Raw genomic sequence first — 24,347 nt, forward strand, 5'->3', positions numbered from 1 at the left:
TCAGACGACGCCCTGGGCGAGCATCGCGTCGGCGACCTTGACGAAGCCGGCGACGTTGGCGCCATCGACGTAGCTGATCTTGCCTTCGGCATTGCGGCCGTAGCGCAGGCAGGTGTCGTGGATGTCGACCATGATCTGGTGCAGCCGGGTGTCGACTTCCTCGCGCGGCCAGGAGAGGCGCATCGCGTTCTGGCTCATTTCCAGGCCCGAGGTGGCAACGCCGCCGGCGTTGCTCGCCTTGCCCGGGGCGTAAAGCACGTCGCTCGCTTCGAACAGCTTCACCGCTGCTGCCGTCGACGGCATGTTGGCGCCTTCGGCGACGCAGATCGCGCCGTTGGCGAGCAGGGTACGGGCGTCGTCGGCGTCGAGTTCGTTCTGCGTCGCGCAGGGCAGGGCGACGTCGACCGGCACCCGCCACGGCTTCTCGCCAGGCAGGAAACTGGCGCCGACGCGCGCAGCGTAGTCGCTGACCCGGCCGTACAGATGGTTCTTCACCTCCATCAGTTCGGCGAGTTTTTCGGCGCTGAAGCCGTCCTCGTCGACCACCGTGCCGCTCGAATCGGAGACGGTAACGACGCGGGCGCCGAGCGCCATCGCCTTCTCGACCGCATACTGGGCGACGTTGCCGGCGCCGGAAACGCTGACGCGCAGCCCGTCGAAACTGCGGCCGCGCTGCTTGAGCATTTCCTCGGCGAAATAGACGGTGCCGTAACCGGTCGCTTCCGGGCGGATCAGCGAACCGCCGAAGCTCAGGCCCTTGCCGGTGAACACGCAGTCGGCGCGGTTCGAGAGCTTCTTCATCATGCCCGCCATGAAGCCGACCTCACGGCCGCCGACGCCGATGTCGCCGGCCGGCACGTCGGTGTCGCTGCCGATGTGGCGGAACAGTTCGCTGACGAAGGCCTGGCAGAAGCGCATCACCTCACTCGGGCTGCGGCCCTTCGGGTCGAAATCGGAGCCGCCCTTGCCGCCACCCATCGGCAGCGTCGTCAACGCATTCTTGAAAGTCTGCTCGAAGGCGAGGAACTTGAGGATCGACAGGTTGACCGAGGGGTGGAAGCGGATGCCGCCCTTGTAGGGGCCGATCGCCGACGAATGCTGGATGCGGTAGCCGCGATTGACGCGCACCTCGCCGTGATCGTCCACCCAGGAGACGCGGAAGGTGAGTACCCGCTCCGGCTCGACCAGGCGGTCGAGCAGGCCGTGTTCGGCGTAGCGGGGGTGGTCCTCGATGAACGGCCAGAGGCTCTCGATGACCTCGGCGACCGCCTGGTGAAACTCGGGTTGCCCGGGGTTTCGTGCGGCAACATGTTGATTGAATTCTGCGAATGACTTGTAGCGCACGCGGCGGGCTCCCTTTGTTCTTGTTGATCAGTGTGCTGCGGTCGAGGCCGGCTGGATGACCTCGACCACGGTCAGCCGGCGGCTGCTGCCGCCGGGGAAGTCCCAGTCGATTTCATGGCCGACGCCGAGGCCGATCAGCGCGGCGCCGACCGGGGCGAAAACGGAGACCTTGCTGGCCGCCGGGTCGGCCTCGTCGGGATAGACGATCTCGACCTGGCGGCTGTTGCCGGTCTCCTGTTCGGTATAGCGGACGCGCGACCCCATCGTGACGATGTCGGCTGGTATTGATTCGTCGGGGATAACAATGGCGCGCTCAAGCTCGTCGCGCAGATCGTCGGGCGGCTGGATTGCCATCAGGCGAACGAAGTCGCTCTCCCTGATGATCAGGTTGTTCTGCTGCATTTATATGAATTTTCTGGTGATTTTTGTTGATCGGTTTTTTGTGTCGCGGGATTGCGGATGGTAAAAGGAAGTCCGGGGCTTGATAAGCCGGCGACTTTGCACAAGACTGTTTCCTTTTTAATAACAATTGGAGCGCGTGTGCACGACATCAACGACATGCTGCTGTTCGCCCAGGTGGTCAAGGCGCGCAGTTTTTCCGGGGCGGCGTCGCGCCTGGGGATTTCCAAGTCGCGCGTCAGCAAGTCGGTGGCGCGGCTCGAGGCGGCGCTCGGCGTTCGCCTGCTGCAACGCAGTACGCGCCGGCTCAGCCTGACCGAGGTCGGCGAGGCTTACTTCGAGCATTGCGACCGCATCGTCGACGAAATGGCGCAGGCCGAGAACACGATCGGCAGCCTGCACCGCGAGCCGCGCGGCAAGCTGCGCTTCAGCGCGCCGGTCGCCTTCAGCACGCTGCACGTGGCACCGGCGCTGGCCGATTTCATGCTGCAGTACCCGGAGCTGTCGGTGGACATGACGATCAGCGACCGCCTGGTCAATCTGGTGGACGAGGGCTACGACCTGGCGCTGCGCATCGCCCCGGTGCCCGGCGACAATCTGGTCGCCCGGCGGCTGGCGCCGATCCGTCGCAAGATCTGCGGCAGCCCGGCCTACCTGGCGCGCTGGGGGGTACCGGAAAAGCCGGAGGACCTGGCCGGGCACAACTGTCTCGACTACACCTACCTGACGACGCAGGGCTTCTGGCATCTGCGCGGTCCGGCCGGCGACATCTCGGTGCCGGTGGCGGGCAAGCTGCGCATCAACGACGACGAGGCGCTATCGCAGGCGGTGCTGGGCGGGCTGGGGTTGGCCTTGCTGCCGACCTTCATCGTCGGCAGCGAGCTGCAGGCCGGGCGTCTGGTCGAGGTGCTACCCGGCTACGTGCCAGTCGAGCGCTTCATTTACGCGGTGCATCTGCCGAACCGGCACCTGCCGCTGAAGGTGCGCGCCTTCATCGATTTCCTGCAGCAGCGCTTCGGCGACGAGCCGGAATGGGATCGCCCGGCATCGCCGGGCAGTGCGCGCCGCTGGCTCGGGCTGAGCCGTTAGGCTCAGCAGCGGTGGTTCATCAGCGCCTTCAGGCCGCTGACGTTGAGGATGCGGATGTGCTTCTGCTGGACCGCGATGTAGCCTTCTTCCTGGAATTTGGAGAAGGCGCGCGACACGGTTTCCAGCTTAAGGCCGAGGTAGCTGCCGATTTCCTCGCGCGTCATGCGCAGGTAGAACTCGGCGTGCGAGAAGCCGCGCGCCGTGAAGCGCTGCGACAGGTTGAGCAGGAAGGCGGCCAGCCGCTCTTCGGCGCGCATCGTGCCGAGCAGCATCATGACGCCGTGGTCGCGGACGATTTCGCGGCTCATCACCTTGTGGAAGTGATGCTGAAGGTTGTGGATCTCGCGCGACAGGCTTTCCAGGCGGTTGAACGGGATCGCGCAGATCTCGCTGTCTTCCAGCGCGATGGCGTTGCAGGTGTGGTGTTCGGTGCTGATGCCGTCGAGGCCGAGCAGTTCGCCGGCCATCTGGAAGCCGGTGACCTGGTCGCGGCCGTCCTCGAGCAGGACGTCGGTCTTGAAGAAGCCGCTGCGGATCGCGTAGATCGAGTCGAAGGACTCGCCGGCGCGGTACAGGTGATCGCCGCGCTTGATCCGGCGGCGGGTCGAAATCAGGTCGTCGAGACGCTCCAGTTCATCGAGACTGAGACCGAAGGGAAGGCAGAGTTCCCGCAGGTTGCAGTTGGAACAAGCCGTCTTGATGACGGTCAGCGAAATCTCCTGATTCAGCGGGATTGGGCTGGGCATTGGCAACCTGCGTTGGCTTGATCCATGTCAACCGGAAATGCGATCCATCCCCACATAATCGGGCCAAAACTTGGCGCCATGTTCAATGAATTTCGCAACTGAAAACCTCGTCTTCGACCCACAGATCATTCGCCGTTTCGACGTAAACGGCCCCCGCTACACCTCGTATCCCACTGCCGACCGCTTCGTCGAGGCTTTCGACGCCGAGGCTGCCGCTCTCTGGCTCAGCAAGCGCAACATCGGCGGGATCAGCCGACCGCTCTCATTATACTTCCACATCCCTTTCTGCAACACCATCTGTTATTACTGCGCCTGCAACAAGATCATCACCAAGGATCACGGGCGCAGCGCCAAGTACCTGAAATACCTGGGCAAGGAGCTGGCGCTGCAGAGCGCCGCGCTGGAAGGCAGCGAAGGCGAGCATGAGGTGATCCAGCTGCACTGGGGCGGCGGCACGCCGACTTTCCTGTCGCACGACGAAATGCGCCAGTTGATGGCGGAAACCCGACGGCACTTCAAGCTGCTCGACGGCGGCGAGTATTCGATCGAAGTCGACCCGCGCAAGGTCGATACGGCCACCGTGGCGCTGCTCGGCGAACTGGGTTTCAACCGGATGAGCGTCGGCGTCCAGGATTTCGACGAGCGCGTGCAGGTTGCGGTCAACCGCGTGCAGACCGAGGAAGAAACGGCCAATGTGATCAGCGCGGCACGCGCCAACGGTTTCAAATCGGTGTCGATCGACCTCATCTACGGTCTGCCCTTCCAGAGCGTGATGGGTTTCAACCGGACGCTGGAACGCGTCCTGGCGATGGACCCGGACCGCCTGTCGATCTACAACTACGCGCACCTGCCGGGGCTGTTCAAGCCGCAGCGGCGGATTGCCGACGCCGACCTGCCGAATGCCGACACCAAGCTGCAGATCCTGGCGCTGGCGATCAAGAAGCTGACCGATGCCGGTTACGTCTTCATCGGCATGGACCATTTCGCCAAGCCCGACGACGAGCTGGCGGTGGCGCAGCGCCAGGGGCGCCTGCACCGCAACTTCCAGGGTTATTCGACCTACGCCGACTGCGACATGCTGTCCTTCGGCATCTCGTCGATCAGCAAGGTCGGTCCGACCTACTACCAGAACGTCAAGACGCTCGACGAGTACTACGACCGGCTCGACGCGCCGATGCTGCCGGTGGTGCGCGGCATCGAGCTGACCGCCGACGACATCCTGCGGCGTTCGATCATCCAGGCGCTGATGTGCCATTTCGAGCTGTCGATCGAAAGCATCGAGAGTTCGCACCTGATCGACTTCCACAAGTATTTCGCGGCCGAGATCGAGGATCTGCGCGAGATGGAACGCGGCGGTCTGCTCAAGATCGAACGCGACTGGATCACCGTGCTGCCGCCGGGGCGCATGCTGGTCCGTGTCATCGCCATGGCCTTCGACCGCTACCTGCGCGCCGACCGGCAGCGGACGCGTTACTCCAAGGTGATCTGAGCGGCGTGTCAGGAAGGCCCGGGGCGGGTTACACTGCGGGCTTTCCTGTCGCAAGCCTTGCCCCATGCCTGATTCCGGCTTCCTGGCGCTGTTTCTCGTTGGTCTGCTCGGTGGTGCGCACTGCGTCGGCATGTGCGGCGGCATCGTCGGCGCACTGGCGATGGGTAGTCCGGCCCGCTGGTCGATGCATCTTGCCTACAACGGCGGTCGCATCCTCTCCTATGCCATTGCCGGGGCAATTGCCGGGGCGCTCGGTGCCGCCGGACTGGGACTCGAAGGACAGGTGCCGGCGCGGCTGATCCTCTTCCTCTTCGCCAACCTGATGCTGGTCGCGCTCGGCCTCTACCTGATCGGCGTCACCCGGGCGCTGGCCTTCACCGAACGGCTCGGCCAGTCGCTGTGGCGGCGGCTGCAGCCGCTGACCCGGCGTTTCCTGCCGGCGACGCGGGTTGGCCAGGCGTTTCCGCTCGGTATGCTGTGGGGTTGGTTGCCCTGCGGCCTGGTCTATAGCGCGTTGGCCAGTGCCTTGGCGGCCGGTTCGGCGCAGCGCGGCGCGCTGCTGATGCTGGCCTTCGGTGCCGGCACCCTGCCCAATCTGCTGCTCGCCGGCATCTTGCTGGCGCGGCTCAATGAATTCGTGCGGCGGCCGATGGTGCGCTGGACTTCCGGGCTGCTGGTGCTCGGTTTCGGCGTCTATGGCCTGCTGAGTTTGCCCTATCTGCTGGAAGCGAGCTGAGATGGAAAAGCAATCCGCCGAGCAGGTCGTCGAATTCGCGATTGGCGGCATGACCTGCGCCGCCTGTTCGACGCGCCTGGAAAAGGTGCTCAACCGGCAACCCGGGATGCAGGCCAACGTCAATCTCGCCGCCGAGCGTGCGCGCGTGCGCCTGAGCGGGGTCGGTGCCGAGGCGGTGATCGCCGCGGTGGCCAAGGCCGGCTTCAGTGCTGCCGTGGTCGATGCCGGGACGCGCGAGCGGGAAAAGGCCGAGAAACTGCGCACTTACCAGCGTGAGAGTCGGCGCTTCTGGATCGCTGTCGCGCTCAGTCTGCCGCTGGTCGGCCAGATGCTGTTCATGTTCGGCGAGCACGGCATGCACAACGAACTGCCGCGCTGGCTGCAGTTCGCGCTGGCGACGCCGGTGCAGTTCTGGATCGGCTGGCGTTTCTACGATGGCGCCTGGAAGGCGCTGCGCGGCGGCGGGGCCAACATGGACGTGCTGGTCGCGCTCGGCACCAGCATGGCCTGGGGTTTCTCGACCGTCGTGACTTTCCTCGGCCTGAGCGAGCAGCATGTTTATTTCGAGGGCGGGGCGGCGGTGATCACCCTGGTCCTGCTCGGCAAGCTGCTCGAGGCGCGGGCCAAGGCGCGCACCTCGGAGGCGATCGAGTCGCTGATCCGCCTGCGCCCGAAGACGGCGCGTGTCGAACGCGACGGCCAGTGGATCGAACTGCCGGTCGACGCGCTGATGCCGGGCGATGTCTTCCTGGTCCGCCCGGGCGAGAGCGTACCGGTCGACGGCGAGGTGATCGACGGCGAGTCGAGCGTCGATGAAGCGATGCTGACCGGCGAGAGCATGCCGGTCGGCAAGCGCAGCGGCGACAAGGTTTTCGCGGCCACCGCCAACGGTAGCGGCAGTCTGCGTTGCCGCGCCACCGGCGTCGGCGAGCAGACGCTGCTCGCCGGCATCATCCGCCTGGTCGGCGAGGCGCAGGGCTCGAAGGCGCCGGTACAGCGCCTGGCCGACCGAATTTCCGGGATCTTCGTGCCGGTGGTGTGCAGCATCGCGCTGGTCACCTTCATCGGCTGGTGGTGGCAGGGGGGCGATTTCGCGACGGCGCTGGTCAATGCCGTCGCCGTCCTGGTCATCGCCTGTCCGTGCGCGCTCGGCCTGGCGACGCCGACGGCGATCATGGTCGGCACCGGGCAGGGGGCGCGGGCCGGCATTCTGGTGCGCAATGCCGAGGCGCTCGAACGGGCCGAGAAGATCGCCGTGCTGGCGCTCGACAAGACCGGGACGCTGACCGCCGGCCAGCCGCAGGTGACCGACCTGCTGCCTTTCGGCATCGGCCGCGAGGAAGCCTTGCAACTGGCGGCGGCGCTCGAACATCACTCGGAACACCCGTTGGCGCGGGCGGTGATCGCCGCCGCCGACGGTCTCGAACTGCCGGCGGTGAGCGGTTTTGCGGCGACGGCCGGGCACGGCGTCGGCGGCGAGATCGGCGGCCGCCGTCTGCGTCTCGGGGCGCCCGACTGGCTCGGACTGGCCGGCGACGGCGCGGTCGCGGCGCTGCAGGGCGCCGGCAAGACGGTGATCGCACTGGCCGAGATCGACGGCGATGAAAAAGTCACGCATCTCCTGGCCTTGATCGCCATCGCCGATGCGCTGCGCCCGACCTCGCGCGAGGCGGTGGCCCGCCTGCGCCAGCGCGGCATCCGGGTGGTCATGCTGACCGGCGACAATCCGGCGACGGCGGCGGCGATCGCCGCCCAGGCCGGGATCGACGAATTCCGCGCCGGCATCCTGCCGGGCGACAAGGCGGCCGCGGTGAACGCGCTGAAGGCGGACGGCGGGCTGGTGGCGATGGTCGGCGACGGCATCAACGATGCCCCGGCGCTGGCCGCGGCCGACGTCAGTTTCGCGATCGGCGCAGGCTCTGACGCGGCGATCGAGGCGGCCGACCTGACGCTGATCCGCAACGACCTGCTTGGCGTCGCCGACGCCATCGCACTTTCCGCGGCAACGCTGGGCAAGATCCGGCAGAACCTGTTCTTTGCCTTCATCTACAACGTTCTAGGCATCCCGCTGGCGGCTTTCGGCTTCCTCAGCCCGGTGGTGGCGGGGGCGGCGATGGCGATGAGTTCGGTGTCGGTGGTTTCCAATTCGCTGCTGCTGCGGCGCTGGCGACCGGAAGCCGGTCGGCGGCGTTGACGGTGATGGTCAAGCGGGAAACCGACCTCTTTCGCGCGACGATGGATGCGGCGCAGGTCGGCATCTTCGTCATGGCGCGGGGGCGCTTCCTCTACGTCAATCCTTACATGCGCAGCTTGTTCGGCTACGCCGAGGCGGATTTCATCGAGCGCCTCGGGCCCTATGATCTGGTCGTTGCCGAGCAGCACGAAAGGATCGCCGAACAACTGGCCAGGCGACCGGGCGGCGGCGCTGTCGAAACCACCGAGTTCACCGGTCGGCGCCAGGACGGCTCGCTGTTCACCATGTCGGTGCTCGGCATGCCTTCGCGCTTCGATGGCAGGGTGGTCGCCGTCGGCACCGTCATCGACATCAGCGACCGCAAGCAGGCCGAACAGCGCATCCGCGAGCTGGCCGATTTCGACGCCCTGACCGGCCTGCCCAACCGCCGCCTGCTGCACGACCGGATCGAGCAGATGCTTGCCGCCGCCGAGCGCGACAAGCACGGCGCGGCGCTGCTCTTTCTCGACATCGACCATTTCAAGCGGGTCAACGACTCGCTCGGCCACAGCGTCGGTGACGACCTGCTGTGTGCGCTGGCGCAGCGCTACGTCAAGGTGGTGCGGCGGATCGACACACTGGCCCGCCTCGGCGGTGACGAGTTCATCATCCTGCTGCCCGAGGTGAATGCAGCGGCGGCGGCCGACGTCGCCCGTCGGCTGCTGGAGATCGCCGCCTCGCCGTTTTCGGTCGGCGGCCACGCGCTGACCGTCACCTCGTCGATCGGCATCGCCCTCTATCCGCAGGACGGCAAGGACATCGACACCCTGCTCAAGAATGCAGACACGGCGATGTACAAGGCCAAGGAACTGGGACGCAACACCTTCCAGTTCTATTCCTCGGAAATGAACATGGCGACGCTCGAGCGCCTGATGATGGAAAGCAACCTGCGCCAGGCCTTGACCGAGGAGCAGTTCGTTCTTCACTACCAGCCGCTGGTCAGTCTGCAGAACGGAGAGATCGTCGGCGTCGAGGCGCTGATCCGCTGGTTGCATCCGACCCTGGGCACGATCATGCCCGACCGCTTCATCGCTGTTGCCGAGGATAGCGGGATGATCAACCCGATCGGCGACTGGGTCCTGTTCGAAGCCTGTCGTCAGGCCCAGGCCTGGATAGACGAAGGTCTGCAACTGCGGACGATGGCGGTCAATGTGGCGCCGGTGCAGTTCCGCCAGGCTGGTTTCGTCGAGATGGTCGCCGGTGCGCTGAGCGCCACCGGGTTGGTCGCCGATTGTCTGGAACTCGAACTGACCGAGCGCACCGTGATGCACGATGCCGAATTCACCCTTGGCACCCTGTCGGCGTTGAAGCGCATGGGTGTCAGTCTGTCGCTCGACGATTTCGGTACCGGCTATTCCTCGCTTGCCTACCTGAAGCGTTTCCCGGTCGGCAAGCTGAAGATCGACCGTTCCTTCGTCATGGACCTGGAAAGCGACGCCGACGACCAGGCGATCGCTTCGACCATCGTCAGCATGGGACGCAGCCTGCGCTTGACGGTACTGGCCGAAGGCGTGGAAACTGCCGAGCAACTGGCTTTGCTGCGCAAGATGGGTTGCGGCATGGTGCAGGGCTTTCACTACAGCCGACCGCTGGCCGCCGCCGAGATGACCGAATTGCTGCGCCGCCAGCCTTTTCTCCACAGGGACTGAAACATGGAAAACACCGAAATCCGGATCGGCGGCATGAGCTGCCAGGGCTGCGTCAAGAACATCACCGGCGTCCTCGGCGGCCTGCCCGGCGTCGCCTCGGCCGAGGTCTCGCTGGAAGCGGCGCAGGCGCGCGTCGTCTACGATCCGCAGCAAATCAGCCGGGCCGAACTGCTTGGCGCGATCGAAGACGCTGGTTTCGACGCCGAATAATTCCGCCGATGACGGCGCCATCGGAGACCGACTGTCTGTTGCTTGCCCGGGCCTTGCCCGTGGCCGACCTGCCGGTGATTGACGGCCTTGTTGATCCGGCCCGCCTGCCGGCGCTGTTGCGCTGTTTCACCGGGGTCTATGAGGCCGAGTACGCCCCGCCGTCCGAACTGCTGGCGCGCCATGGCGAGCCCCCCGCGATCAGGGCGGCGATCATGGCGCACGCTGCCGGCACCGGCAGCGAGCCGTTGCTCCTCGTGCGCTTCTCGCACGCCCGCCTTGCCGATCTGCTGGCCATCCTCCTGCAGCAGGGGTTTGCCGGGTTTTCCCCGGTTTGTCGCCTGTCCTGATTCCTGGAATTCCTGTGCATGCTGTTTTACGACTCTGTTACCACTTGTAACTGAACTGCAAATGCGATAGATTTGCATCCGCGATTAAGCAAGCCAGCCTGAAGCCAGCCAGCTTTTCCCCAACCTTTTGCCGTTGGGACGTCCTGGCCGCTTCCTCCTGCAGGCAGCTCTCGTCCGGACTTCCCGCTGCGGCATCGATCCAGGATACGAGAGTGAAAAGAAAAGCTCAGAAAATCAAGCTGCCGGCCAGTTTCCGGACCTTGCCCCAGACCCGTTCGGTGAAGAAGACCAGCATTGCGCTGGGAATTTCGACGACGATGCTGGCGCCGGTCGTGGCGTTTGCCGCCGAACCGGCGAGCGAAGCCGAAATGGCGCCGGTGACCGTCGTCGAACGCGTCATCGACCACAACCCCTATGCCGAACCGGATGCCCCGTACAAGGCGCGCGTCTCCGGCGACGAGCGGCGCAAGCGGCCGTTGGCCGAGACGCCGGCCAACATCAGCGTGCTGACCAAGACGCAGATCGAGGATTCGGGCTACACCGATCTGCGCGACATCCTCGATGCGCAACCGGGGATCACGCTCGGTACCGGCGAGAACGGCAACGCCTTCGGCGATCGCTACATCATCCGTGGCCAGGAAGCGCGCAGCGATGTCTTCGTCGATGGTCTGCGCGACCCTGGCATGACCATCCGCGAGAGCTTCGCCGTCGAACAGGTGGAAATCTCCAAGGGGCCGAGCTCCAGCTTTGCCGGTCGCGGCACCGCTGGCGGCGCGATCAACTCGATCACCAAGCAGGCGACTACCGACTACGACTTCACCAAGCTGTCGGTCGGCCTGGGTACCGACGACCATCGTCGCGTCACCGTCGATACCAACTACGCGTTGACCGACAACGTCGCCGTCCGCGCCAACCTGCTTTACGGTTACGAGGAAGTTCCCGACCGCAGCCCGGCCGATCGTGAGCGCAAGGGCGTCGCGCTGTCCACGCTGATCAAGCCGAACGAGCGTTTCGACATCCTGCTCGACTACTACGGCTTCCGCGGCGAGGACCGCCCCGACCTCGGCGCCTACCTCTACGGCGCCTTGCCCAACCGCAAGCCGTTCAAGGGCGCGCCGGTCTATGCGCAGGACGAGGACTTCCTGAAATCCGAGGTCGACACCTTCACTGCCCGGCTGAAGTACCGCTTCAACGACAATGTCCGCCTGACCAACGCGACGCGCTGGGGCAAGTCGGAAAACGGCTATGTCGCCACCGGCGCCAGCTATGCCAGCGACAGCAGCCTCAACCTGTCCACCCATCAGGGCTGGCAGGAAGTCGATTACTTCGCCAACCAGACCAACCTCTTCGTCGATACCGTGATCGGTGGCATGAAGCACGAGTGGAACCTCGGCCTCGAATATACCGACCATTCGGTGCTCAACGGCGTCTATCTGATGGATGGGGCGACCCGCGTCAACAACGTTCCGTTCAGCGCCGTCGACGGTGGCGTGTCCCGTGCCAACATCCGCAAGGGCGACTGGGACATCGACTGGAACGTCAAGACGGTTTCCGCGTCGCTGATGGATACGGTCGATCTGACCGAGAAATGGACGGCTTTCGCCGGTGTCCGCTACGACCACTTCAAGTACGACATGAAGGCGTTCTGGAACCACGACAGCAGCAATGCGACGCCCAACGTGCTCGGCAACTTCAAGTATTCCGACTCGCTATGGAACGGCCATCTCGGGCTGACCTACAAGTTCCGTTCGGACGCCAACGTCTATCTGACCTATTCGACGGCCAGCGACGTCAACGGCGGTGAGTCCGACGTCGGTACCGGCAGCGGCTATGGCGGCGTCGTCGTGCTGCCCAACGGGACGAGCAACGGCTATATCGGCGCCTCGCCGGAAAAGACCGAGAACATCGAACTGGGCACCAAGTGGAACCTGCTCGGCGGCAAGCTGCTGGCCACCGCGTCGCTGTTCCAGATCACCAAGTCCGACGTCATGGAAGGCGCCGACTACGCGACGGTCGGTACCTTCAACACTGGCGAGAACCGCGTGCGTGGCATCGAGTTCGGTCTGGCCGGCAACCTGACCGACAAGCTGAGCGCCTTTGCCGGCGTCACCTTCATGGACTCGGAAGTGACCAAGTCGGCAAATCCGGAGAACAAGGGCAAGACCTTGAGCAACTTCGCCGACAAGACGGCGTCGGCGCAGTTGCGTTACCAGGCGACGCCGAAATTCGCCTTCGGGACGGCGGTCAAGTACGAGAGCAAGAAGTACGCGGGGCAGCCCGACACTGCGGCCGGCTACGTCACGGCGGCGCAGGTCGCCGCCGGCAGCCAGCCGGCGTCGAACCTCGGCGCCTACACCCAGCCGATTCCGGCCTACACGGTGTGGGACCTGTTCGCAGAATACCGGGTGACCAAGGCGGCCAAGCTGCGCCTGAACGTCGGCAACGTCTTCGACAAGGATTACTACCTTGCCGGCTACCGTTCGGGCTCCTTCCTCTACAAGGGCGATGCCCGCAACGCCAGGCTGACGCTCAATTACGAGTTCTAAACCTGGGCAAAAGGAAACGGGCGAATCCTCCGGGTTCGCCCGTTGGCATGCAATGCAAGAAAACCGACCGCCACTGACCGCCATTCCCGCCGAGATTCGTTGCGCACAGGATTACGAAGCGATCGCCGGGCATTTCCTGGCCGCCGACCGCCTCGCCTACATCGCCGGCGGCTGCGGGCAGGAGACGACGCTGGCGGCGAATCGCGCCGTTTTCGCTGACCTCCGGATCTGGCCGCGCCTGCTGCGCGATGTCGGCCAGGGGCATACGGCGCTGGAGCTGTTCGGTCGCCGCCTGGCGCATCCGATTCTGCTGGCACCGCTCGCCTACCAGACGCTGGCTCATCCGCGAGGTGAAATCGACGTCGCGCGCGGCGCCGCGGCGAGCGATAGCGGCTTCGTGTTGAGCACGCTGGCCGGGCGGACACTGGAAGAGGTGGCGGCGCAGGCCGGCGAAGAGCGCTGGTTCCAGTTGTATTTTCAGGCCGAGCGCCGGCATACGCTCGACCTCGTCCGGCGTGCCGAGGCCGCCGGCTACCGGGTGCTGGTGGTGACGCTGGACACGGCGATCAAGCTGCCCAGCCTGCGCGCCCAGCGCGCCGGCTTCACGCTGCCGGCGGCGGTGGTCGCTGCCAATCTGGCGGATTACCCGGAAGTGGCGCCGCCCGTCCTCACGCGCGGACAGAGCCGGGTATTCCAGGGCGTGATGGCGCAGGCGCCGGGCTGGGCGGACCTCGACTGGCTGCTTGGCGAGACGCGTCTGTCGGTGGTGGTCAAGGGCGTCCTGCATCCGGAAGACGCTCGCCAACTGAAGGCGCGTGGCGTTGCCGGGCTGATCGTCTCCAATCATGGCGGTCGCTCGCTCGACGGTGCGCCGGCCAGCCTCGCCGCGCTGCCGGCGATCCGCGCCGCCGTCGGCGACGCTTATCCGCTGCTGCTCGACAGCGGCATCCGCAGCGGCGGCGATGTGTTCAAGGCGCTGGCGTCGGGTGCCGACGCGGTGCTGGTCGGCCGCTTGCAGACCTACGCGCTGGCGGTTGCCGGGGCGCTCGGCGTTGCCCACCTGCTGCGCTTGCTGCGCGAGGAACTCGAAGTGTGCATGGCGCAGGCAGGCTGCGCGACGCTGGCCGACATCGGTGCAGCGATGATTTTCAAGGAAAGGGAAACGAGATGTTGATTCCGATCGAAGGCGTCCTGAGCAAGGACGAAGTCAGGCAGTTCCGCGAGTCGCTCGCTGTCGCGCCATGGGAAGACGGCCTGAAGACGGCCGGCACCCTGGCCCGCGCCGTCAAGCGCAACCAGCAACTGGCCGACGGCTCGCCGCTGGCGGTCGAGTTGGGCAACCGCATCCTCAGGCGACTCGGCAACAACCCGCTGTTCATCTCGGCGGCCTTGCCGGCGCGCATCTATCCGCCCAAGTTCAACCGCTACGCCGACGGTGGCACCTATGGCGCGCATGTCGATAGTGCGGTGATGCAGGTGCCGGGCACGTCGATTTCGGTGCGCAGCGATCTCTCGGCCACCCTGTTCCTCGCCGAGCCCGACGAGTACGACGGCGGCGAACTGGAAATCGAGGGGCCCTTCGGCATCCAGGCGGCCAAGCTGGCGGCCGGCGACCTCGTCCTCTATCCGTCGAGCAGCCTGCACCGCGTGACGCCGGTGACGCGCGGCGCGCGCATCGCGTCGTTCATGTGGATCCAGAGCATGGTGCAGAACGACAGTTCGCGCACGCTGCTCTTCGATCTCGACCAGGCGATCCAGGGCATGAGCGGCGTCGTGCCACCCGATGACGACCGCCTGCTCAAGCTGACCGCCGTCTATCACAACCTGCTGCGGCAGTGGGCCAAGCCCTGATTTCAAGGAGACACGCGTGCTCAAACGACTGCTGCCCATCCTCGCCGCCCTGCTCGGCGCCGGCCTCGCCCAGGCCGAAGAGAAGGTTCTCAACCTCTATTCGGCGCGCCACTACCAGGCCGACGAAGCGCTCTACGACAACTTCACCAAGCAGACCGGCATCCGTATCAACCGCATCGAAGGCAAGGCGCACGAGCTGATCGAGCGCATCCGCAACGAGGGGGTGAACAGTCCGGCCGACGTCTTCATCACTGTCGACGCGGCCAGCCTGGCGGTGGCCGACGCCTGGGGCATCTTCGCGCCGGTCAAGTCGGCGGTGCTGGAAAGCCGGATTCCCGCCCACTTGCGTTCGGAAACCTGGTTTTCCTTCTCGACGCGGGCGCGCTTGATCATCTACAACAAGCGCAAGTTCAAGGCGGAAGACGTGCCGAGCTACGAAGCGCTGGCCGATCCGAAGCTGCAGGGACAGTATTGCAGCACGCCGGGCGGCCACGTCTACAACCTGACCCTGGTCGCTTCGCAGATCGCCCATCGCGGCGAAGCGGCGAGCGAGGCCTGGGCGCGCGGCCTGGTCGCCAACCTGGCGCGCAATCCGCGCGGCGGCGATACCGACCAGATCAAGTCGGTGGCCAGCGGCGAATGCGGCGTCGCCGTCTCCAACAGCTACTACCTGGTGCGGATGATGGCCTCCGAGCGGGTCGAGGACCGCAACCTGATGAAGCGCGTCGGCATCGTCTGGCCGAACCAGGACAGCTACGGCACCCACATCAACGTTTCCGGCGGCGGCATGGTGAAGACCACGAAACACCGCGAGGCGGCGCTGCGCTTCCTCGAATACCTGGCGAGCGACGAGGCGCAGCGCTATTTCGCCAACGGCAACAACGAATGGCCGGCGGTGCCGACAGTCAGGGTGGCCAACGAGGAACTCGCCGAGCTGGGCAGCTTCAAGGTCGACACGACGCCGCTGCAGAACATCGCCAGGCAACTGCCGGCCGCCCAGAAACTGCTCGACCGCGTCGGCTACCGCTGAAGAAGGGCGCTTCGGGCAACAAAAACGGGAACCCGCGGGTTCCCGTTTTTTTTGGGCCGGTGTCCGTTTCAGGCGGCCATCAGGGCCACCTTGCCCGGTTTGCCGCCCTTGTCCTGGGCTTCCTTCAGGCATTCGTGGGCGCATGAGGCGCAGCGGCCGCAGTCGCGGGTGACGCCCAGCTCACGGCGCAGGTCTTTCAGGGTGCGCGCGCCGTCGGCGGCAGCCTGGCGAATCTGGCGATCGGTGACGGCATGGCAGACACAGATGTACATCAAAGGCACCTTGAAAGGTAATGCGAACAATTCCTATTGTATGCAGTTGAGAACGAATGTCAATACTCGTTTTTGCCTTGTGGCAAGCGCGACAAACTTCTCCTTGCGGGAAGGTTATATGCAAATACGGTGCCAGTGGCGGTCAACAAAAAAAGCCGCGGACCGGCCGCGGCTTGCTGACGAGTGGGGCGTGAATCAGCCTTCGCCCGGTTCCATGTGCGCCTGCAGGTAGTTCGGCAGGGTCACGTCAGTGATCAGCGATTGCTGGGTTTCCAGCCAGTCGATCGCCTTTTCGCAGTGTTCGAGCAGGTCTTCGAGCAATTCGCGGCTGACGTAGTCCTGGGCTTCCTCGCACAGGGCGATCGCCTCGATCAGCAGCGGGCGCTGGATGGTTTGCTCGTACTTGAGGTCGCCGGCCAGGCACTCGACGACATTCTCGCCGATCAGCAGCTTGCCGAGGTTCTGCAGGTTGGGCAGGCCTTCGAGGAAGAGGATGCGCTCGATCAACTCGTCGGCTTCCTTCATGACGCGGATCGACTGCTTGTACTGGTAGTCGTTGAGCTTTTCCAGACCCCAGTTGCGGAACATCCGGGCGTGCAGGAAATACTGGTTGATCGAGGTCAGCTCGTTCTTGAGGACCTTGTTGAGGATTTCGATGACCTTCTTGTCGCCTTTCATGTCGCGCTCCTCAGGCCGGGCTGCCCGAGCCCATCTGGCTCTGCAGGTAGTTGGGCAGGCCGACCAGGTCGATCAGGCGCAACTGCTTTTCGAGGAAGTAGGCGTGGTCGACTTCGGTGTCTTCCAGCTGCGCCGCCAGCATGTCGCGGGAAACGTAGTCCTGGGCCTTCTCGCAGGCGGCGATCGCCTTCTTGAGGTCGCCATCGACCTTGTACTCGACGTCAAGGTCGGCCTTCAGCATGTCGGGAACGTTTTTGCCGATTTTCAGTGCGTCGCGCTTCGACAGGTCCGGCTTGCCTTCGAGGAAGAGGATACGCTGGATCAGCGCGCGGGCGTGCTGGCGTTCGTGGTCGGATTCGTGGATCGACTTCTCGGCCAGTTCGTTGAGACCCATGTCGGCGTACATCTCGCCGTGGATCAGGTACTGGTCGACGGCAGTCAGTTCGCCGGCCAGCAGGTCGTTCAGGATGTCGATGATTTTCTTGTCGCCCTTCATGGCATTTCTCCGCAAGTTATGAAATGGCTGGCTGGCATGGCGCGGCTGGCTTGCCGTGTGCCGGATTGTAAAGCTGCGACCGCGGAAGAGTTGCTTTGTTCAAAAAAAATGCTGCGTTTTCAACGAATTACGAACAATTCGCATTTGTTTTATTGGTGTGGCGCTTGGCGCACCGATCTTCAATCCCGGGCAGGTTTGATTTTGCGGAGCAGGCGCCGTCGACGAATGGCGGTGATTTCGCAGGAGAAGTCATCCGTGACGGGGTTGATTTGCGGATGGGAATTGTTATCATTAATAAACCTTGCGCTTGGTAAGGTCTTGTCCAATCTTCAGGAGATTCAAGCATGGCCAGAATTGGTATCTTTTTCGGCAGCACCAGCGGCAAGACCCGCAAGGTGGCAAAGATGATCAAGAAACGCTTCGACGACGCGACGATGGCCGATCCGGTCAACGTTAACCGCGCGTCAGCCGACGATCTCGCCGCCTACGATTTCCTCATCCTCGGCACGCCGACCATGGGACAGGGGCAGTTGCCGGGGCTCAGCGCCGATTGCGATGAAGAGAGCTGGGAAGAGGCCTTGCCGCGCTTTGCCGGCATCGATTTCACGGGCAAGACGGTGGCCATTTTCGGGCTCGGCGACCAGGTGAGCTATGCCAACGAGTTTCTCGACGCAATGATCGAGATCTACGATTTCGTCACCGAGCGCGGCGCTCGTGTCGTCGGCTCATGGCCGACCGAAGGCTACGAGTTCAATACCTCGCAGGCCGTGCTCGACGGGCGTTTTGTCGGCTTGGCACTCGATCTCGACAACCAGTCCGAGCAGACCACGGCTCGCGTCGAGTCCTGGTTGCAACAGATCGCACCCGATTTCGGGCTAGCGCTATGAAGCAGGGGAAAAGCATGGAACTGACGGCGGAGCAGCTGGTGGCACGCACCATGTACCTGTTGTCGCGCGCGGCGACCGTGGGCGTCTGTGCCGGGCGGGTGCGCGCCCTGATCCAGCATCTCGAATGCGTTGCCAGCGACGAGACACTGGATCCGGCAATCCGCTCGACCTCGCGCGATCTGATCGCCGACTGGCGGGCGGCGCAGGTCGAGCAGTTCGGCGAGGCGGCGCTGGCACAGCACGTCACGCACTGAGCCGGCATCGCCTGGCTTATCTGATGACCCAGATGTGGCGGGCGATGCCGTGTTCGAGCGCGAGTTCGATCTCGTCGGCGAGGATGACGGTCATCGGCTTCTGCTGCAGCACGCGCAACGGCCGCGATTCGGCAAGGCCGTAGGCGGTCAGTTGCTCGCGCAGTTGCGGGTCGATTTCGTCGCCCAGTGCCGCCAGGCGGACTTCGCTGCCGGGCGGGATGAAGGCGAGCGGGAGGCGGGCGTCGTGGGGAGGGCTCATGATCGGGTCACCAGAGGGCGCGCAGCGCAAAATTGCACAGGCCGCCGACGAAGAAGGCGAAGGGGACGATGATGGCGACCATCGCTGCCGCGACGCGGATGCCCTGTTCCTTGACCATCATCAGCAGGCTGGCGAAGCAGGGGATGAACAGGGTGATGGTGATCATGCCGACGATGGCCTGGATCGGCGACAACTGGTCGGCCATGACGAACAGGCCGGTGGCGCCGAAGTCGCGGCGCAGGAAGCCCATCACGAAGGCGGCCGAGGCTTCCTTGGGCAGGCCCAGCCAGCCGGTGACCAGCGGTTCGCCGGCTTCGACGATGGCGGGCAGGATGCCGAAGCGGTCGAGCGTGAACATCAGGAAAGTGCCGATCAGGAACAGCGGGATGACCTCGATCAGGTACCACTTGAGGCGGCCGCCGGTCTTCTTGAGGACGTTGCCGGCGATCGGCAGGCGCATCGGCGGCAGTTCGGTGACCAGCGGAATGCGCCGGCCGGGAATCAGGCGGGCGGCGAGGAAGCCGGAGAGCAGCAGGACGCCGACCAGGGCGAGCGCCCAGATCAGCACGGCAACGAAGGAGAATCCGCCGAGCATGCCGAGGACGACGCCGAGTTGTGCCGAACAGGGAATCGCCAGCGCGAGCAGGAAGATGGTGATCATCCGCTCGCGCGGCGAATGCAGGATGCGCGTGGTCAGCGTTGCCATCGTCACGCAGCCGAGGCCGAGGACCATCGGCAGCACCGCACGGCCGTTGAGGCCGATGGTGGCGAACAGGCGGTTGGCGATCACCGTCAGGCGCGGCAGGTAGCCGGAATCTTCGAGCACGCCGAAGGCGATGAAGAAGGTGGTGACGATGGGCAGGATCAGGGCCAGGGCGTAGGTCATGCCCATCGTCCACAGGCCGTACTGGCCGACCAGCAGGTCGCTGACCCAGGTGCCGCCGAAGGCCTGTTCGACCAGCCGGGCGAAGGCCGGGTTGAGGATGCCCTCGAACAGCGTTTCCTCGAACAGGCCGACCAGCGTGGTCGCGCCGAAGACGCCGACGAACTGATAGACCGCGAAGAGCACGCCGAGCAGGATGGGGATGCCCCACAGCGGATGGACGACGGCCTGGCCGACGCGTTGCGAGAGGAGCGGCGAACTTTTCACCGCCCGTCGGGTGACCATTTCCGCCAGCGCGTCGGCCGCCACCGTGCGTTCGCGGCTGAGCAGCGTGGGCAGATCGCCGTCGGCGCTGGCGTGCGCCGCCTGGCGCAGCCCTTCGAGGCGAACGTACTCGGCGCCTGCGTTTTCACGCAGCCAGCGGTCGACCTCGTCATCGTCGCCGAGAAAGAGGATCGCCAGCCCGCGCGCGGCGATGCGTGGATGCGGCGCGCATTCGGCGATCGCGGCGGCAACTGCGGCGATTTCCGCTTCCAGCGCCGGGTCGTAATGGAGCAGCGGGTCGGCCGGTGCGGCGCGGGCGATGTTGCCGGTCAGTTCGCCGATGCCTTCGCCGCCGGTGGCGACGGTGGCCAGCACCGGGATCGCCAGTTCCTCGGCGAGCGCTTCGACATCGACGGTGACGCCGCGTGCGGTGGCCTCGTCGTGCATGTTGAGCGCCAGCACCATCGGCAGGCCGAGTTCGGCGAGCAGTGCGGTCAACGTCAAGGTGCGGCGCAAATTCTTGGCGTCGCCGACCTGGACCAGACAACGGCAGGGTTCTTCGAGCAGCGCGCGCACCGTTGCCCGTTCATCGTCGCTGCGCGACGGCAGCGCCAGCACGCCCGGGGTGTCGAGCAACTGCGCCTGACTGTCGAAGCGGGCGGCGGCACGGGTGACTTCGACGGTCGTGCCGGGGTAGTTCGAAACGTTGACGTAGGCGCCGGTCAGGCGGTGGAAAAGGACGGATTTGCCGACGTTGGGGTGGCCGACCAGGAGGACGGCGTGGGCGCTGGATGAATTCATGCGCGCGATTTTACGCTGTCACCGCTTTTTACGCGCGTCCTGGGGCGGCCGGAGTCGGGCGCTCCCGGTCTATTCTCCCTTGCCGATCGCCCAGACCAGTTCCGCCTGACCCAGGTGGCGGCGCAGCGCAGCATTGACCCGTTCCCGGGTGAGCGCGGCAATGCCCGCGTCGCGCGCGGCTTCCCAGGCGCCGTCGCGGCCGGTCAGTTGCGCGTGGAGCAGGCGCAGGCTGTAGCTGCCTTCGGACTGGAGCGATTGGCGTCTTTGCTCCAGCCAGTTGCGGATGCCCGCGTCGACTTCGGCTGTGGAGAAACCTTCCGCCAGCGCTCGGGCCAGTTCCTCGCGGAGAATGTCGCGGGCTTTTTCGGCCTGCTCGCTGGCGACGCTGGCCTCGATCGTCAGGCCGGCGCGGGCGTCGAAAGCGCTGGCGGAGAGCGAGGCGCTGACGCTGTAGGCGAGTCCTTCCTGTTCGCGCAGGCGAACGCGCAAGCGGCTGGCCGCGTCGCCGCCGAGCAGACGCACGGCCAGTGCCAGGGGGAGGTAGTCGTCGGCGTCGTCGCGCAGCGGCAGCATGGCCCGGCCGGTAATGTCGGCATTGGGAAAGCGGGGCAAGGCGACGACGATGTCGCGGGTGTCGATCCGCTCCGGGGCGGTCGGGCTGGCGATCCTCTCGTAGGGGACTGTGGCTTTCGGCAAGGACTGCAGGGCTTGCCAGAAACCGCGTACCTCGTCTTCGCCGAGGTCGCCGACCACGCCGATGCGCAGGTTCGAGCGACCGCCGAAATCGCTGCTGCAGCGGCGCACGTCGTCGAGGGTCACGGCCTGCAATTCACGCTTTTGCTCGTCCAGCGGGCGGGGGCGGGCGGGGTGTCGGGCGGGGTAGTTGTCGAAGCGCAGGGCAAGCTGCTTGGCCGCCAGCGCGGCGGGCTGCCGCGCGGCCGTTTCGAGCCTGGCGATCGCCGCCGCCTTGTCGCGTTCGAAGGCAGCTGCCGGCAGGTTGGGCGCGCGGCGCACGGTCAGCAGCAGTTCGAGCGCCGGGGCGAGGTTTTCCGGCGGCGCCTGCAGGCTGATCCAGCCCAGGCTATGGCTGACCCGGGCCTGCAGGATTTCGAGCCGGCGACGCAGTTCGGCGCGGTCGATGCCGCCGCCCCCCTCGGCCAATAGACTGCTGGCGAACTGGCAGGCGGTCAGGCGGTCGCGCAAGGCGTCGACATTGCCGAAGTCGTTGGCAATGGTCAGCCAGGCCATGCCGTCCTGGGTCCGCCGGGAAATCAGCGATGCCGTCGCCGACGGATCGTCGAGCGGGATTTTCTGGATGGCGGCGGCGAGTGCTGCGGTCGACTGCGGCAAGGGGTCGATTTTCAGCGTCGGTGCCGGCCAGTCGCGCTCGCCGATCAGTCGTTGTGGGTCTTCCGGCGCCGGCGGCGCCGGCATGCGCGCCGGCTGACCATGGTGGAGCAGGACTTCGGCCGGGGCGACGCCGGCGATCCAGTGGCGCAGCGCGGCGTTGATTTCGTCCTGGGTCAGCTCACTGATGATGTCTTGCTCGACGAAGGACAGGCGCCAGTCGCCGGCGACCTCGGCGGCCGAGAGCCGGTTGGCGGTGGCTTCCGGCGCCAGGCGGGCACGCGCCAGACGGCGCAGGTGCGCGCTCCGCACGCGTTGCAGTTGGGCGGCGTCGATCCCGTCGCGGGCGAATTTCCCGACGGCTTCGCGCAGCGCGGCGGCCAGGCTGGCCGCGTCGGCATCCTTGCCATGCGCCGCGTTGGCGACCAGCAGGGCGTACTCGGGGCGCGCCTGCACGGCGCAGGCGACACCGAGCGCCAGCTTCTGCTCATCGACCAGGCTGCGCCGCAGGCTGCCCCAGCTATCGGCGCACAGGGCCGGCAGGGCCAGCCCGACGGCGAGCGTCTGGCGGTCGCTGCTGCCGGGCAGCAACCAGGCCGCAGCAGCCACGGTGCTGCCGCTTTCCCGGTAGATTTCGGCGCGCTGCTGCAGACGGTCGGGGTCTTCGCGCGTCCAGGTGGTCGGCGGCGGAGCGGCCGGGTTTTTTGCCTCGGCGAACAGTTGACCGCTGAGTTCGAGAACGCGGGCGGCGTCGAACTTTCCGGTCACGATCAGGGCGGCGTTGTCGGGCCGGTAGTGGCGGCGGTGGAAGGCTTGCAATGCGCTGAAGGGGGCGTTTTCGATGTCGCTGCGGGCGCCGATCGTCGGCCGTCCATAGCCGTGCCAGAAGAAGCTCTGGCGCTGCAGGGCGCGGGAAATCAGGCTGGCGGGATCGTTGTCGTGGCGTTCGAGTTCGTTGCGGACGACGGTCATTTCGCTGGCCAGGTCGGCGGCGCTGAAAGTCGGGCGCAGGAAGCGGTCGGCTTCGATGCGGATCGCCTCGTCGATCTTGTCGGGGTCGGCGCGCACGGTCGCGAAGAAATTGGTGCGATCGGTATTGGTCGTGCCGTTCCAGGTCGCGCCAAGTGCCGTCAGTTCGCGCTTGAGGTCGGGGCGCCGGCCGGCGCCCTTGAACAGCATGTGTTCGAGCAGATGCGCCATGCCGGTCTCGCCGTAGCCCTCGTGCTTGCTGCCGGTCTTGACCAGCAGTTCGATGCGTGTCGTCGCGGCGTCGGGAAAGGGCGCCAGGATCAGGCGGAAACCGTTGGCGAGCCGGTACGAGGAAAAGCCGCCGGCACTGGCTTCGGGCTGCCAGGGCGTGGCGGCGGCGAGCGCCGGCAACAGGGCGAGGGTGAGGAAAACAAGGCGGCGCATCATAGGGTCTTCAGGAAAGCCTCGAGCGCCTGCAATTCGCGTTCGTCGAGATTCAGGGTTTTGATCAGTGTCGAGGTGACCGGGAAACGCGGGTCGCTGGCTTGAGCCGCGTTGGCCGGCTTGGGGTGGAACATGCCGTTGTTGTACATGTTGATGATACCGCGCAGCGAACGGAACAGGCCGTTGTGCATCCACGGGCCGCTGCGCGAGATGTTGCGCAGTGTCGGCGTGCGGAACTTGCCGACATCCTCGATGCGGCCGGTCACGTTGTAGCGGCCGAGATCCTCGTACTTGCGGCCGAAATAGCTCAGGCCGAGGTTGTGGAACTCGTTGTCGTTCAGCGCCGGGCCGTTGTGGCAGGTCATGCAGCGAGCCTTGGTGCGGAACAGGTGAAGGCCGAGCAGTTGCTGGTCGTCGAAGGCTGTGCTGTCGCCTGCGAGGAAGGTATCGAAGGCGGTGCGCGCCGGAACGAGCGTCCGTTGATAGGCGGCGAGGGCGGTCTGGATGCGTGCCAGCGTCACCTCGCGGTCGCCCCAGGCGGCCGTGAATTCCTCCGCGTAGCCGGGAATCGCCGCCAGTCTGGCCGGCAGTTCCTTGAGGTCCATCGCCATCTCGGCCGGGTCGGCGATCGGACCGAGCGCCTGGTCTTCCAGCGTCGGCGCGCGGCCGTCCCAGAACAGGTGGTTTGCGCTGGCGACCCCGACCAGTGCCGGTGCATTGCGCCGTCCTTTACGCCCTGCGTGGCCCGGCGTCACCGCCAGGGTGTCGGCGTAGGCATGTTCCGGGCGATGGCAGGAGGCGCAGGCGATCTTGCCGGAAGCGGAAAGCGCCGGGTCGAAGAACAGCCGGATGCCCAGCTTGAGCAGCGGGTAGGGGACGGTGGATGGCAGGTCCGGGGTTGTCGCCGGGGCCATTTCGCGCCAGCGCACCTGGCCTTCGACGGTCGGCGCCGGCCACTGGGCGAGCGGTCTGGCGTAGGCCTGGCGCAGGCAGGCCGGAGTGCTGTCGTCCGAAATCTGCGAGCAGTCATCGGCGGCCTGCAGCAGAAGGGGAAATACGGCGAAGAGGAGGGGAAGCAGGGGTTTCATGGCATCTCTTGGCAAAGGACGCCGGAGACAGGCTCC

23 protein-coding genes are annotated in these 24,347 nt (G+C 65.6%); 13 read left to right on the top strand and 10 right to left on the bottom strand.

Annotation, left to right across the window (positions count from 1 at the left end; translation table 11 throughout):
- On the bottom strand, window positions 1–1,344 hold the full coding sequence (gdhA, locus tag ACLIIZ_RS09580; protein WP_416691873.1) for an NADP-specific glutamate dehydrogenase: 1,344 nt from the start codon (window positions 1,342–1,344) through the stop codon (window positions 1–3).
- Window positions 1,345–1,371: 27 nt separating this feature from the next.
- Window positions 1,372–1,746 (bottom strand): nucleoside diphosphate kinase regulator, encoded by a 375-nt coding sequence (gene rnk / locus ACLIIZ_RS09585; protein ID WP_416691874.1) that lies wholly within the window; start codon window positions 1,744–1,746, stop codon window positions 1,372–1,374.
- A 138-nt stretch (window positions 1,747–1,884) separates the two neighbouring features.
- On the opposite strand from rnk, the gene ACLIIZ_RS09590 reads away from it, so the two are divergent.
- Window positions 1,885–2,832 carry a LysR family transcriptional regulator gene (locus tag ACLIIZ_RS09590; RefSeq protein ID WP_416691875.1) on the top strand — a complete coding sequence of 316 codons (948 nt, stop codon included), beginning with the start codon at window positions 1,885–1,887 and terminating at the stop codon, window positions 2,830–2,832.
- Window positions 2,833–2,834: 2 nt separating this feature from the next.
- Here the strand turns inward: ACLIIZ_RS09590 and fnr are convergent, their stop codons facing one another.
- Complete coding sequence (gene fnr / locus ACLIIZ_RS09595; protein ID WP_416691876.1) at window positions 2,835–3,578, bottom strand: fumarate/nitrate reduction transcriptional regulator Fnr; 744 nt, start codon at window positions 3,576–3,578, stop codon at window positions 2,835–2,837.
- Window positions 3,579–3,663: 85 nt separating this feature from the next.
- Here fnr and hemN point away from each other — a divergent pair, with 85 nt between their 5' ends.
- The 10 genes from hemN (at window position 3,664) to ACLIIZ_RS09645 (ending at window position 15,669) form a co-directional block, all read left to right on the top strand.
- Window positions 3,664–5,067, top strand: a complete 1,404-nt coding sequence (gene hemN / locus ACLIIZ_RS09600) for an oxygen-independent coproporphyrinogen III oxidase (protein WP_416691877.1) — start codon at window positions 3,664–3,666, stop codon at window positions 5,065–5,067.
- A 64-nt stretch (window positions 5,068–5,131) separates the two neighbouring features.
- Window positions 5,132–5,803: a sulfite exporter TauE/SafE family protein gene (locus ACLIIZ_RS09605; protein ID WP_416691878.1), complete on the top strand. Its 672-nt coding sequence runs from the start codon at window positions 5,132–5,134 to the stop codon at window positions 5,801–5,803.
- Window position 5,804: 1 nt separating this feature from the next.
- On the top strand, window positions 5,805–7,997 hold the full coding sequence (locus ACLIIZ_RS09610; protein WP_416691879.1) for a heavy metal translocating P-type ATPase: 2,193 nt from the start codon (window positions 5,805–5,807) through the stop codon (window positions 7,995–7,997).
- 5 nt (window positions 7,998–8,002) lie between these two features.
- Entirely contained in the window at window positions 8,003–9,685 is a 1,683-nt protein-coding gene (locus tag ACLIIZ_RS09615; protein ID WP_416691880.1) for a putative bifunctional diguanylate cyclase/phosphodiesterase, read from the top strand.
- Between the two features lie 3 nt (window positions 9,686–9,688).
- Entirely contained in the window at window positions 9,689–9,895 is a 207-nt protein-coding gene (locus ACLIIZ_RS09620; protein ID WP_416691881.1) for a heavy-metal-associated domain-containing protein, read from the top strand.
- 8 nt (window positions 9,896–9,903) lie between these two features.
- Window positions 9,904–10,242, top strand: coding sequence for a hypothetical protein (locus ACLIIZ_RS09625; RefSeq protein ID WP_416691882.1), 339 nt, complete (start codon window positions 9,904–9,906; stop codon window positions 10,240–10,242).
- A 212-nt stretch (window positions 10,243–10,454) separates the two neighbouring features.
- Window positions 10,455–12,788: a TonB-dependent receptor gene (locus ACLIIZ_RS09630; RefSeq protein ID WP_416691883.1), complete on the top strand. Its 2,334-nt coding sequence runs from the start codon at window positions 10,455–10,457 to the stop codon at window positions 12,786–12,788.
- A 52-nt stretch (window positions 12,789–12,840) separates the two neighbouring features.
- Window positions 12,841–13,962 carry an alpha-hydroxy acid oxidase gene (locus ACLIIZ_RS09635; RefSeq protein WP_416691884.1) on the top strand — a complete coding sequence of 374 codons (1,122 nt, stop codon included), beginning with the start codon at window positions 12,841–12,843 and terminating at the stop codon, window positions 13,960–13,962.
- Entirely contained in the window at window positions 13,956–14,639 is a 684-nt protein-coding gene (locus ACLIIZ_RS09640) for a Fe2+-dependent dioxygenase (protein WP_416691885.1), read from the top strand. Before ACLIIZ_RS09635 ends, ACLIIZ_RS09640 begins: the two co-directional genes overlap by 7 nt.
- A gap of 16 nt (window positions 14,640–14,655) precedes the next feature.
- A complete protein-coding gene (locus tag ACLIIZ_RS09645) occupies window positions 14,656–15,669 on the top strand; it encodes an extracellular solute-binding protein (RefSeq protein WP_416691886.1) in 1,014 nt (337 codons plus the stop codon).
- Window positions 15,670–15,737: 68 nt separating this feature from the next.
- Here the strand turns inward: ACLIIZ_RS09645 and ACLIIZ_RS09650 are convergent, their stop codons facing one another.
- From ACLIIZ_RS09650 to bfr (ACLIIZ_RS09660), 3 genes are all read right to left on the bottom strand, one after another.
- Entirely contained in the window at window positions 15,738–15,941 is a 204-nt protein-coding gene (locus ACLIIZ_RS09650; protein WP_416691887.1) for a (2Fe-2S)-binding protein, read from the bottom strand.
- 195 nt (window positions 15,942–16,136) lie between these two features.
- Complete coding sequence (gene bfr / locus ACLIIZ_RS09655) at window positions 16,137–16,619, bottom strand: bacterioferritin (RefSeq protein ID WP_416691888.1); 483 nt, start codon at window positions 16,617–16,619, stop codon at window positions 16,137–16,139.
- 10 nt (window positions 16,620–16,629) lie between these two features.
- Entirely contained in the window at window positions 16,630–17,115 is a 486-nt protein-coding gene (gene bfr / locus ACLIIZ_RS09660) for a bacterioferritin (protein ID WP_416691889.1), read from the bottom strand.
- Between the two features lie 344 nt (window positions 17,116–17,459).
- On the opposite strand from bfr (ACLIIZ_RS09660), the gene ACLIIZ_RS09665 reads away from it, so the two are divergent.
- Window positions 17,460–18,002, top strand: a complete 543-nt coding sequence (locus ACLIIZ_RS09665) for a flavodoxin (protein ID WP_416691890.1) — start codon at window positions 17,460–17,462, stop codon at window positions 18,000–18,002.
- Window positions 17,999–18,256: a hypothetical protein gene (locus tag ACLIIZ_RS09670; protein ID WP_416691891.1), complete on the top strand. Its 258-nt coding sequence runs from the start codon at window positions 17,999–18,001 to the stop codon at window positions 18,254–18,256. Before ACLIIZ_RS09665 ends, ACLIIZ_RS09670 begins: the two co-directional genes overlap by 4 nt.
- Before the next feature lie 16 nt (window positions 18,257–18,272).
- Here the strand turns inward: ACLIIZ_RS09670 and ACLIIZ_RS09675 are convergent, their stop codons facing one another.
- The 4 genes from ACLIIZ_RS09675 to ACLIIZ_RS09690 form a co-directional block, all read right to left on the bottom strand.
- Window positions 18,273–18,515 (bottom strand): FeoA family protein, encoded by a 243-nt coding sequence (locus ACLIIZ_RS09675; RefSeq protein WP_416691892.1) that lies wholly within the window; start codon window positions 18,513–18,515, stop codon window positions 18,273–18,275.
- A gap of 7 nt (window positions 18,516–18,522) precedes the next feature.
- The gene (feoB, locus tag ACLIIZ_RS09680) at window positions 18,523–20,463 is read right to left on the bottom strand and encodes a ferrous iron transport protein B (protein WP_416691893.1); all 1,941 of its coding nucleotides are present in this window, start codon (window positions 20,461–20,463) and stop codon (window positions 18,523–18,525) included.
- Between the two features lie 69 nt (window positions 20,464–20,532).
- Window positions 20,533–23,223: a M16 family metallopeptidase gene (locus ACLIIZ_RS09685; RefSeq protein ID WP_416691894.1), complete on the bottom strand. Its 2,691-nt coding sequence runs from the start codon at window positions 23,221–23,223 to the stop codon at window positions 20,533–20,535.
- Window positions 23,223–24,311 (bottom strand): cytochrome-c peroxidase, encoded by a 1,089-nt coding sequence (locus ACLIIZ_RS09690; RefSeq protein WP_416691895.1) that lies wholly within the window; start codon window positions 24,309–24,311, stop codon window positions 23,223–23,225. The genes ACLIIZ_RS09685 and ACLIIZ_RS09690 overlap by 1 nt, the downstream gene beginning before the upstream one ends.
- Between the last annotated feature and the right edge of the window lie 36 nt (window positions 24,312–24,347).

Origin of the sequence: Azonexus caeni, from assembly GCF_048146105.1 — a bacterium.
Lineage (GTDB): Bacteria > Pseudomonadota > Gammaproteobacteria > Burkholderiales > Rhodocyclaceae > Azonexus > Azonexus aromaticus_B.